Annotated in this window: 7 protein-coding genes; all 7 read left to right on the forward strand. The window is 61.2% G+C overall.

Annotated features, from left to right (window positions below; genetic code table 11):
- The first annotated feature begins 141 nt into the window (after positions 1-141).
- Genes bcsQ through AB7M29_RS19920 form a run of 7 tightly spaced genes read left to right on the forward strand, consistent with a single transcriptional unit; the run spans position 142 to position 12,245 of the window.
- Positions 142-1,272: a cellulose biosynthesis protein BcsQ gene (gene bcsQ, locus AB7M29_RS19890; RefSeq protein WP_454247641.1), complete on the forward strand. Its 1,131-nt coding sequence runs from the start codon at positions 142-144 to the stop codon at positions 1,270-1,272.
- A complete protein-coding gene (gene bcsA / locus AB7M29_RS19895; RefSeq protein WP_454247642.1) occupies positions 1,269-3,500 on the forward strand; it encodes a UDP-forming cellulose synthase catalytic subunit in 2,232 nt (743 codons plus the stop codon). Before bcsQ ends, bcsA begins: the two co-directional genes overlap by 4 nt.
- A complete protein-coding gene (gene bcsB, locus AB7M29_RS19900; protein ID WP_454247643.1) occupies positions 3,497-5,800 on the forward strand; it encodes a cellulose biosynthesis cyclic di-GMP-binding regulatory protein BcsB in 2,304 nt (767 codons plus the stop codon). Before bcsA ends, bcsB begins: the two co-directional genes overlap by 4 nt.
- A gap of 7 nt (positions 5,801-5,807) precedes the next feature.
- Positions 5,808-7,049, forward strand: a complete 1,242-nt coding sequence (bcsZ, locus tag AB7M29_RS19905) for a cellulose synthase complex periplasmic endoglucanase BcsZ (RefSeq protein ID WP_454247644.1) — start codon at positions 5,808-5,810, stop codon at positions 7,047-7,049.
- A complete protein-coding gene (locus tag AB7M29_RS19910) occupies positions 7,025-10,888 on the forward strand; it encodes a cellulose synthase subunit BcsC-related outer membrane protein (RefSeq protein WP_454247645.1) in 3,864 nt (1,287 codons plus the stop codon). The genes bcsZ and AB7M29_RS19910 overlap by 25 nt, the downstream gene beginning before the upstream one ends.
- Before the next feature lie 17 nt (positions 10,889-10,905).
- Positions 10,906-11,574 (forward strand): SGNH/GDSL hydrolase family protein, encoded by a 669-nt coding sequence (locus tag AB7M29_RS19915; RefSeq protein ID WP_454247646.1) that lies wholly within the window; start codon positions 10,906-10,908, stop codon positions 11,572-11,574.
- Positions 11,571-12,245 (forward strand): alginate O-acetyltransferase AlgF, encoded by a 675-nt coding sequence (locus tag AB7M29_RS19920; protein ID WP_454247647.1) that lies wholly within the window; start codon positions 11,571-11,573, stop codon positions 12,243-12,245. Before AB7M29_RS19915 ends, AB7M29_RS19920 begins: the two co-directional genes overlap by 4 nt.
- Positions 12,246-12,260 lie beyond the last annotated feature (15 nt).

A 12,260-nucleotide genomic window follows, 5' to 3' on the forward strand; every position in this document is an offset into this window, starting at 1 on the left:
CTGACTTTTTATAACAACCATTGACACCCAGAGGCCGGCACCCTAGATTAATGGCACTCTGCCAACGCCAAAACGACACATCAACTTTGTCAAGTTAATGGAATGTTGAGTTTCTAAGTTATTTCATTCCCGGTACAACGCATGAAATATGTAGACGATATTACGAAACTCTTTACACGTTTTGGCGCTAATGCGGAGAACTATCAGGAAATACAACCGAACTATAAAGCTTTCAAAGACGACCCGGTTACACCAGTACTGGTTGAGCCTGAACCGTCGGTAGCCTTGCCTCCCCCAACACCAACACCAACGCCCCCTGTGTTTTTACTGGACGAGCCACAGCCTTCTTTATTGATTGGCGCGCCCAAATCCCCTCCCCTGACCGTGCCACCTGCCAGTTCTGCTACGGGGGATCGTCAGCGATTGAGCGACCTGTTGCGTGAACTCAATCAGGTTCGTCGAGACGGTCTGCCAGAAACGACTCGCAAGCGGACCAAAGCGAAGGTCATTGCTATCGTTTCGGCGAATGGTGGTGTGGGTAAAAGCACCGTCGCCGCTGGCCTCGCAAAAACACTTCGGCGCCCCGGTGGGCGAACCATCGCGATTGATCTGGACCCTCAAAACGCGCTGTCCAGCCACTTGGGTATCAACAGGCAGGTTCCCGGGCTGATCCAGCTCAAAGAGCAGGACGCAGACTGGGGCGCTCATCGCCTGCCGGGCTTTAGCAACAGTGAGTGCCTGCCCTTCGGCACTGGCGAGGTGAACGATCGCCGATTGCTCAAGCAATTGATGCTCGAAGATTCTGACTGGTTGAATCAGCACCTTGCGTCAATGGACCTCAGCGAAAACGATACCGTGATCCTGGACACTCCTTCGGGTGCGACCGTCTATTCGCAACAGGCACTCGACGCCGCCGATCTGGTGCTGGTGATGACGGTGGCCGACGCGGCTTCCTACCTGGCACTGGACACCATGACCCAGTGGCTGGAAACCACCCGACGACGCGCACAGCGGCACCGGTATGTGCTCAACCAACGGGATGCCTCGCGCTCGTTCAGCAGGGACATGGACGTGCTGTTTCTGCGGCGGCTCGGCGCTGACCTGATCGGGATGATTCGCCTCGATCACCAGTTCAACGAGTCGCTGGCCTATGGCCGGGACCTCCTCCAGTACGCACCTGAGAGCATTGGCTGTCAGGACATTCTTTCGCTGTCCGGCGCGGTCCATGCCCTGCTTTTCGCAGATACTTCCAGCCAGCAGGGCACGCCATGACCGCCCAGCTGAATCAGCTACCTGCAAAGACGTGGTGGTTGCAGGGGCTACTGGATACTTTCCAGGCTCGCGCCAGTCGATGGCCCCTGCGTTGGCGCCAAGGCCTGAAGATCTCAGCCGGGCTGATCGCAGCATTATTGGTGCTGGGTATCCTCACTGCGCCGCTGAATCTGTATTCCCAGGCCGCGTTTGCCGCCGTCTGTTTTGCCGCCAGCCTGATCATCCGCAAGCAAGCCGGGCGTCTGGCGATCTTGACCCTGATCACCCTCTCGCTGGTCGCTTCGTTGCGTTACATGTACTGGCGCCTCTCCGACACCCTGAATTTCGACAACTGGCAGGATGCCGTATTTGGCTACGGGCTGGTGCTGGCCGAGCTGTATGCCTTGCTCGTCCTGGTGTTCGGCTATGTACAGACCGCCTGGCCGTTGCACCGCAAACCGCAGTTTCTGCAACAGCCGCCCACAGAATGGCCGACGGTAGACGTCTTCATTCCGACCTATAACGAATCATTGGGTATCGTCAAACTGGTGGTGCTCGCTGCTCAGGCCATTGACTGGCCCGAGGGCAAACTGCGGGTGCACATGCTCGATGACGGACGCCGGGAGGAATTCAAGGTTTTCTGTCAGCAGATTGGTGTCAACTACATCACCCGCGACAACAATCAACATGCCAAGGCCGGCAACCTCAACGAGGCACTCAAAGTTACCGATGGCGAGTTCATTGCCATATTCGACGCCGACCACGTGCCCACCCGCTCCTTCCTGCAGATCACCATGGGCTGGTTTTTAAAGGACCCGAACCTGGCGTTGCTGCAAACGCCGCACTTTTTCTATTCACCCGATCCGTTCGAAAAAAACCTCGATACCTTTCGCTCGGTACCCAATGAAGGTGAGCTGTTCTACGGCCTGGTGCAGGACGGCAACGACTTGTGGAACGCGGCTTTCTTCTGTGGCTCGTGCGCGGTCATCCGACGGACTCATTTGCTGGAAGTCGGCGGCATCGCCACCGAAACCGTGACGGAAGATGCGCACACGGCACTCAAGCTCAATCGCCGTGGTTTCAATACCGCTTACCTCGCCGTTCCACAAGCGGCGGGACTGGCCACCGAAAGCCTTTCCCGACACATCAGCCAGCGCACACGCTGGGCGCGGGGCATGGCGCAGATTTTTCGGACCGACAATCCGTTGTTTGGCAAAGGACTGAACCTGGGGCAGCGCATCTGCTACCTCAACGCCATGATGCACTTTTTCTACAGCCTGCCCCGCCTGGTGTTCTTGACCGCCCCCTTGGCTTACCTGTTTTTCGACGCGCAGATTTTCCATGCCTCGGCGTTGATGGTCACGGTCTATGTACTGCCGCATATTTTCCATTCCAGCCTGACCAACTCCAGCATCCAGGGGCGCTTCCGCCATTCCTTCTGGAACGAAGTGTATGAGTCGGTATTGGCCTGGTACATCATGCGACCGGTGCTATTGGCCCTGATCAGCCCTTCGCTGGGCAGATTCAACGTGACCGACAAGGGCGGCACCATCGAAGAGGACTATTTCAACTGGAAGCTCGCGCGGCCTTATATCGTCCTGCTGACCTTGAACATGGTCGGTCTGGCGATCGGCGTGGTGAAACTGATCGGGAGTGATTCTGCCGAGGCCACTACCCTGCTGATCAACCTGGCCTGGACCGTGTACAACATCGTCATCGTCAGCACCGCTGTGGCGGTGGCCACTGAGTCCTCTCAGGTGCGCAACGAACCCAGGGTGCCCGCGGATCTGCCCGTGCGCGTCTATCGCGAAGACGGCACCTGGTTCGATTGCATTACCCGGGACTTCTCACAAAACGGCGTGGGTCTGGCACTGCCACCGCAGGTTCTGCTCAACGTCAATGAGAAGCTGCGGCTGTGCATTCTGCGCACGCCTCCCTCAAGCCTCTTTCCCGCAAAAACGGTCTTCAGCAACGACAACGTGGCGGGCGTGCAATTCGAGGCTTTGACCCTGCGCCAGCAAAGTGAGCTGGTGCGACTGACCTTTTCACGGGCCGACACCTGGGCCAACACGTGGGGTAACGGCCGCCTCGACGCGCCAATGTCGGCGTTGCGCGAGGTCAGCAGCATTGGCTTTCGCGCCATCCTGCGCTTGTTCGTTGCAACCCTAAAGGACAGCCAGGCGCTGCTGCGCAAACGCCCGGACACTCCATCACCCATCGACTCCACCGCGGACACGCAACGATCTTGAAGCCTTCCACTCGCCGGACCTTTCTTCCTCGTCGCTCACTCATGCTGATCACCTGCTCGCTAGTGAGCTGGAGCGGCTGGGCATTGAGTGCTGCCGCCCAAATCAGCGCCACAGAGCCGGCAATGATGCCGGTCGCAGCGTTGCCCGGGGCCGATGCCCCGAACAACAGCTATACCCGCACCCTCAAGGAGCTGGGCAAAAGCTATTCGATGACCCTTAAAGGCGTGGAGGCCACCGACAGTGTGAACTTCGATGTGCGCGCCGATGAAGTCGTCACGGCTGCGCAGGTCACGCTGCAGTACAGCTACTCACCGGCGCTGCTGGCCGACCTTTCGCAGATCAATGTGCTGGTCAACGATCAAGTGGCCGCCAGCCTGCCCCTCCCGAAGGAAGAGGCCGGTAAATTGCAGACCCGGACCGTGCAGATTCCGCCGCAGACCATCACCGAATTCAACCGGCTCAGCCTGCAGTTCATCGGTCACTACACGATGCAATGTGAAGACCCTTTGCACTCCAGCCTGTGGGCCCGGATCGGCAACGAGAGTCAACTGAGCCTCCAGGTGTCCTCGATTAAACAGCCCAACGACCTGTCCGCTCTGCCGCTGCCCTTGTTCGATCGTCGAGATGCCTCGCCCCTGAAGCTGCCCTTCGTGTTCGCCGGGCGCCCGGGCGGCCCTGAGCTTGAGGCCGCCGGTATCCTGTCGTCCTGGTTTGGCGCGCTGGCCAGCTACCGCGGCGCAACCTTCCCCGCCAGCCTCACCAGCCTGCCGGCCAAAGGCAACGCCGTGGTGTTTGTCAGCGGCAGCGAATCAACGGCCTTGAGTGGCTTACCGGTCAAAGAGGCCACGGGGCCGACATTGACACTCGTAAGCAACCCGAATGATGCTCAGGGCAAACTGTTGATCGTCTCCGGGCGCGATGGCGCCGATCTCAAGGTCGCCGCGACAGCGCTGGCTCTCGGTGGCTCGGCCTTCTCCGGGCAGAGCGTAGTGATAGACCGGATCGACTCGCTCAAGCCACGCCGACCGTACGACGCGCCTAACTGGCTGCCCTCCGATCGCCCGGTTCGCCTGGGTGAACTGGCGAAGCCCGCAGAACTCAATGTGTCGGGTTATAACCCGGGGCAAATGACGGTTGCGCTGCGCTTGCCACCCGACCTGTTCAACTGGCGTGAGCCCGGTGCGCAACTTGACCTGAAATACCGCTATACGCCGCAACCGGTCTCCACCAATTCCTCGTTGCTGGTCAACTTCAACGACACCTTCATCAAGTCGATCGATCTGCCTTCGATCGAGAAACTCGGCAGCAGCGACAGCCTGCTGGCGATGCTCAAAACCGACGACAGCCTGGCCCGCACGTCGCGCATGCTGTTGCCGCTCAATTCCGTAGCGCTGCAATCGCGCCTGCAATTTCGCTTTATGTATGACTACATCAAACAGGGCGAATGCCGCGACATCATCATCGACAACATGCGCGGTGTGATCGACCCGGACTCGACCCTGGACCTCAGCCAATACGAACATTTCATGGCCATGCCCAACCTCGGGGTGTTCAAGGACAGTGGCTTCCCGTTCACCCGCATGGCCGACCTTTCTGAAACATCGGTGATCCTGCCCGACGAGCCAGGCCCGGCCGATCTGAGCGCCTACCTGACCCTGCTGGGCCGCTTCGGCGACTCCACCGGTTATCCGGCCACCGGCGTGAAGGCAGTCCACGCCGACCAGGTAGCCGAGCAAAGCGACCGGGATTTGCTGGTGCTCGCCTCGGGCAACAATCAGCCGCTGCTGGAGCAATGGCGAAACCTTCTGCCTGCCAAGGGCGAAGATGCTGCGCAGTACTTTGAACTGTCTGACCTGCCATTGCGCCTGCGCAACTGGATCAGTCCGGATACGAAAACCAATCTGCGTGAAGCGCGCAGCAGCTTCAGGTTTACCGCTGACGACCGCAGTGCTTATCTGACTGGATTCGAATCGCCGCTCAAGAGTGGGCGCAGTGTGGTGTTTATCGCCAGCGCAAGGCCCGACGGCTTGGCCGACGTAACCAACGCTCTGCTCAGCAGCGAAGAAAATGCCCGCCAGCTGCAAGGCAGTCTGGTGGTGGTCAGGGGCAAGCATGTCGAGTCGCTGGTCGCCGAGCAGGATTACTACGTCGGGAGCTTGGGCCCATTGCGCTATCTGCAGTGGTACCTCTCGCAAAACGTAATGGCGCTCATGCTGTTCACTCTCCTCGGGATCCTGCTGCTTTCTTCGATGGCCTACCTGGCCCTGCGCTTACGGGCCAAACGTCGTCTTGGTCAATGAGCCGCGCATGCCTGTGTCGTCCATGAGCAGCCGAGGTGTTTCACTTCGCCGGTGCCTGCGCGGTAACACGCTCAGGTTGAGCGCTGTGCTTGCACTGGCTCTGCTGGCGCCTGCGATAGTGGCCGCAACCCCCTGTGAGCTGCCAGCCTGGCCACTGTGGCAAACCTATGCAACGCGCTTCGTCCAGGCCGACGGCCGGGTTCTGGAATCGAGCCTGGAGAACAATCACAGCACCTCTGAAGGGCAGTCCTACGGCATGCTCTTCGCACTGATCGGCAACGATCAGCCACGCTTTGACAAACTCTGGCGCTGGACCTCAGCCAACCTCGCAGGCTCCGCCACCGCCACACGCCTGCCGGGCTGGTTATGGGGGCAAGGCACGGATGGTCAGTGGCGCCTGCAAGACGCCAATTCGGCCGCCGACGCCGACCTGTGGATCGCCTTCGCCTTGCTCGAAGCCGCACGCCTGTGGCATCGGCCGGACTATCACCAGGATGCCCTGCACCTGATGGCGACGATTGAAGCGCAATTGGTCGTCAAGCTGCCCGGGCTGGGCCCGATGGTGTTGCCTGGACCACAGGGCTTCGTCCAGCCGGACGCTCTCTGGCGCCTGAACCCCAGCTACCTGCCACTGCCACTGTTACGACGGCTGGCAAAGGAAGCACCCTCGGGGCCCTGGCAAGCGATTGCCAACAACACCGCGACGATGATTGCCCAATCAAGCCGCCATGGTTTCGTCGCTGACTGGGTCGGTTATCGAGGCACTTCCGCGCAATCGGGCGCCTTCGTAAGCGACCCGATCCACGGCGACACGGGCAGCTACGATGCCATTCGCGTGTACCTCTGGCTGGGCATGAGTGATACCTCCGAACCGCTGGCAGCGCTCCTGCTCAAACGGCTGGACGGCATGGCCCGCAGCACTCTCGCGACGGGTTCCCCCCCGGAAACAGTCCAGGTTCTCCACGGCAGTGTTCAGGGTCAGAGCCCGTTCGGATTCTGGGCCGCACTGATTCCCTACCTTGAGGCCAAGGGCCAACCCGGGCTGGCCGATCAGCAACGGCGCCACGCGGAACTCGCCTTGCACGAGGCGCTGGCCATGCCTGATGCCGATGCCGGGCCGCCGCGTTACTACAACTTCATGCTCAGCCTGTTCGCCCTCGGATGGGCAGATAAACATTACCGATTCCGAGAAGACGGAACGCTGAAACTCTCCTGGGAGACCGCATGCACGCGCACCACCGCACGCTAGCCATCGCCGTCATGAGCGCATGGACGGCCGCTGCTGCCCACGCTCAAAGTCCGACGCCACAGACATTACTCGTCGAGCAAGGGCAATACTGGCAGCAGCACAACAACCCACAACGCGCTGCGGAAGTCTGGCTGAAAGTCCTGCTGCTGGACCCGGCCCAGGTTGACGCACTGTATGGCCTGGGCTTGATCGGCGTGCAACAGGGCAAGCCACAACAGGCTCAGCAATACCTCGCCCGCTTGCAGGCCATCCAGCCACCGCCTCGGCAGGCACTGCAATTGGCGCAGGACATCAGCGTGGCCCAACCGCAGAACCAGCAGCGTCTGGAAGAGGCTCGGCGCCTCGTCGATGCCGGTGAACGTGACAAGGCGACTGCAGTGTTTCGCGCGCTGTTCGATGGCCGCCCACCTCAAGGTACGATCGGCCGCGAGTATTACAACAACCTTGCCTTCAATCCGACTGACTGGGCTGAAGCACGAAGCGGCTTTCAGCGCCTGCAACGCGAAATGCCCAACGACTCGATCGTCGCACTGTTTTACGCCAAGCATCTGGTCCGCCGTGAAGACAGCCGGGCCGAGGGCATCCGCGCCCTGGCCGCGCTGACCCAACGTACCGACATTGCCGGTGATGCCGACGAAAGCTGGCGCCTGGCGCTGACCTGGATCGGTCCGCCCAATCCGGCACAAGTGCCGTTGTTCGAGGCGTACCTCAAGACGCATCCGGATGACGCGCAAATCCGGGCGCAGATGAACAAGGGCAAGCAACAGGTGGCAACGACGGCCAGCAAGGAATGGCAACCGCCCGCCGAAGTCGCGCGCGGCCTGAAGGCGCTCAAAGAGGGCGATCAGGCCACCGCCGAACAGGCCTTTCAAGCGCGCTTGAAAACCCGGCCCGAGGATGCTGATGCGCTGGGCGGCCTTGGGGTTATTCGCCAGCAGCAACACCGACTGGCCGAAGCGGAAAAGCTCTTGAGTCAGGCCACGCGACAAAACGACGGCAGCCGCTGGCAAGTTGCGCTGAGCGAAGTGCGCTACTGGTCAGCGTTGCAGCAAGCCCGCGACGCCCAGGCCAAAGGCCAGACAGCCCAGGCACAGGTCTTGGTCAACCAGGCGCTGCGGCTCAATCCAAACGGGGTAGATGCTCGCCTCGCCCTGGCAGATATTCAGGCCAGCGCGGGCCAGTTCGATGACGCTCAGCGCAACTATCGGCAGATTTTGAACCAGCGCCGCGACAACCCTCAAGTACAGGAAGGGCTGGTCAATGTGCTGCTCAAGAGCGGCAAGAACGATGAAGCCTTGCAACTGATTAACAGCCTGCCCGCCACCGGACAGGCAAAGATCGGCCAGTCCGCACGCCTGCAAGCCTTGCGCGCGACGCAACTGGCCGCCCTCGCCGAACAACGCAACGACCTGCCCGCTGCGCGCAACGCCTTGCAAGACGCGCTGCGCTACGAACCAGACAACATCTGGACACGTTTCGCCCTGGCCCGCCTGAACCTGGCGATGGGCGAACCGCAAAAGGCTCGGGACCTGATCAACGCCATGCTCCAGGCCCATCCCGACAATGCCGATGCGCTTTACGTCAGCGCCTTGCTGTCGGTCCAGATGGGTGAGTGGAAAGCCGCCCAGACAACGTTGGGACGCTTGCGCCCTGACCAGCGCACCCCGGACATGGACGCGCTGGCCGCTGATGTCAGCCTCAACTTGCAACTCAGCCAGGCGATCGAGTTGGGCAAGCGCGGACAGCGCCAGGAAGCCCTGACCTTGCTCGATCGTATCCAGCCGATGGCCAACAACAGTCCAGATCGCACGGCGAGCCTGGCCTCGGCCTATGTCGACATCGGCGAGCCAACCCGTGCGCTGGCCCTCATGCGCGGCCAGTTGCAAAACACCACGACGCCCTCGGCGGACTTCATCCTGCAATACGCCGCTGTCTTGCTTAAAACCGGAGAAGACGTACAGGTCAACGAGATTCTGCGCGACCTTCAGAACAGGCCGTTGAACGCGCCGGCTCGCAAGCGTTTCGACGACCTGCTCTATCTCTATCGCATCCGCCAGGCTGACCAGCTGCGTGAACGAGGTAATCTGGCCAGCGCTTATGACACGCTAGCGCCCGCCCTGGCGCAACGTCCCGGTGACAGCGCTGCCGTCGCGGCGCTGGCGCGGATGTACTCGGCCAATGGCGACACGGCAAAAGCCCTCGAACTCTACAAACCGCTGTTACAACGTCAGCCAAACGACCCGCAACTGCTGTTGGGTGCCGCGGACGCGGCGGTGTTGGCACATGACACTGCCTTTGCCGAACAGGCACTGCAACAGCTGCTCAAGACTGAATCCGGCAACCCTCAAACGCTGACAGAGGCCGCCCGCCTCTACCAGAACATGGGCAAGACCGGCACGGCGACCGATCTGCTGCGCAAAGCGGTGGCCATTGAACAGAGTGAGAAACGCAGAAGCCAGAGCGGCCAACTGGCCGGTTCGACGGTGGCGCCCAACCCTTTTGCCGGGGTGTCGGGTTCACGTAACGAAGTCAGTCGCGACACCTTGCTGGCAGCGATCCCGCCACCGGTTCAAGAGATGCCAGGCCGCATGACCTCTCCCCCCCCTTTTGGCATCGACGCACTGCCAAGGCCGCAGCAGGCGAGCAATGCATACGAGTCGCAGCTGCCACGCGCAGCACTGGTGAGCGAAGACATCAGCCCCGCGCAACTGGCACTGAATAAGATCCTTCAGGAGCGCAGTGCCTACGTCACCCAGGGCGTGAGTATTCGCAGCAACAACAGTGAGTCGGGGCTGAGCAAACTGACTGATATTGAAACACCGCTGGAAATCAATATCCCGCTGGATGAAAGCCGCGTCGCCCTGCGCGTGACGCCAGTTTCGCTGAACGCCGGCAGTGTCAGCGGCGAGGCGCTGTCGCGTTTTGGTAGCGGTGCGCAGAGCGACGGCGTCGGCTCGCAAAAAGCCGAGGGTGTCGGCCTTTCCGTCGCGATTCAACGGCCCGCGGATGGGCTCAAAGCCGATCTCGGCACCACCCCGCTCGGCTTCAAATACACCACCGCCACTGGCGGCATCAGCATTGATCGCCCGGTGAGCGACGCCTCTAATGTCCGTTACGGCGTAAGCGTTTCCCGGCGTCCGGTGACTGACAGCGTCACCTCGTTTGCCGGCACCACGGACAAACGCAGCGGGCAGTCCTGGGGCGGCGTGACCGCCAATGGCGGACGTGGCCAGTTGAGCTTTGACGACAACGAAGTTGGCGTTTATGGCTACGCCTCCTGGCACCAGCTATTGGGCAACCATGTCGAGTCCAATAGCCGCGGTGAGCTGGGCAGCGGTGTCTACTGGTACCTGCAAAATGCAACGGACAGCAAGCTGACCGTCGGCCTGAGCATGACCGGCATCAGCTACGCCAACAACCAGGACTATTTCACTTATGGCCACGGCGGCTATTTCAGCCCGCAGACGTTCTTCGCCCTGGGCGTGCCAGTGACTTGGGCACAACGCACCGGACGCTTGACGTATCAAGTCAAGGGCTCGGTCGGCGTGCAGCATTTCGAGCAGGACAGCGCCGACTATTTCCCCAACGACAAAGCCATGCAAGCGGCCTCGGGTCTGCGCTACGAAGGGCAAAACAAAACCGGGATCGGCTACAGCATCGCTGCGGCGGCTGAATACAAGGTCGCTTCGAACTTCCTGCTGGGCGCCAATCTGGGCCTGGACAACGCCCATGACTACCAACAACTCAGCGGTGCCCTGTCTTTGCGCTACCAGTTCGAAGACATCAGCGGCCCCATGAGCCTGCCGGTCAGCCCGTACACCTCGCCTTATTCCAACTGATCATTCTGGAGTTTTCGATGCCCACTTCTGCCCTTGCCGGCCTGTCCCTCCTTGTTCTTGGGGAGAGCCATATGAGCCTCGCGGACCATTTGCTGGAGCCGCTGCACGACAACCTGACTCGCCAAGGCGCCCAGGTTCATTCCATCGGTGCCTGCGGTGCCAGCGCCGGCGATTGGCTGATCAGCAAAAAAGTCGACTGCGGCGCCGAGCGCAAAGGCAACGACAAGATCGTGATCAAAGGGCGCGAGGCAACCACCACGCCGATTCAGGACCTGATCGCCACCGACAAGCCCGACCTGGTGGTACTGGTCATCGGCGACACCATGGCGTCCTATGACAAGCCAGTGTTTCCAAAGGCCTGGGCATGGCAAAGTGTCACCGGCCTGGCCAAGGCCATCGCGGCCACCGGGACCCGTTGCGCCTGGGTGGGCCCGGCCTGGGGCAAAGCCGGTGGCATGTACCAGAAGAATGATGCCCGCACCCAATTGATGTCGCAGTTTCTGGCCGCGAACGTGGCGCCTTGCACCTACATCGATTCGCTGACGTTCTCCAAACCCGGGCAGTGGATCACCACCGACGGGCAGCACTTCACCGTCGCCGGTTATCAAGCATGGGGTACTGCGATTGGCGGTGCATTGGCCAAACTGCCCGCCGACCGCGTCAGCAGCGCAGGAGCCGGCAAATGATCCGATCCGCATGTGGCTGGGCGCTGTTCGCGCCCTTGATGCTGAGCCTGCACGCCCAGGCCGCCGACATTGCCTTGTACCCGACGGGCCCGGATCAGGACTCGGCCTTCCTGCGCTTTATCAACGCCGCCGACCGCCCCTTGCAGCTGCTGGCCGAAGGCTCGCGGGCCAGCCTCAGACTGGAAGGCTCGAATGCCGTGTCCGACTACCTGCCCGTGCCCGCCAACCAGCCGATCAAGGGCACCCTGGAACGCAACGGCAAAAGCCAGCCGCTGGACATCCAGGTGGCAGCAGGCGAATTCGCCAGCGTGATCGCTTTGCCAGACAGCACTCAAGGTATCCGCCAGGTCGTCATCCGTGAGCAACCCGACGACTTCAATAGCCTGAGAGCCTCGCTGGCGTTTATCAGCGCCGATTCTGCGTGCACCCAGGCCGGTTTGCGCGTTGCGGGGAAGAGCGCCGACCTGTTCAAGGAGGTGGCCGACGGCAGCGTGCAACGCCGATCGATCAACCCGGTCAGCCTGTCGGTTCAATTGGTCTGCGCTCAAACCAACGTCGGTGCCCCGCTTGACCTGGGCCAGCTCAAGGCCGGCGAGCGCTACAGCGTTGTGCTGCTACCTGGCGCAAATGGTCCGTACCTGTTGCTCGCGACTGACGTCCTGGCCCACTGATCGGATCGCGCCGCC

The sequence above is a fragment of the Pseudomonas sp. F-14 TE3623 genome (genome assembly GCF_053629015.1).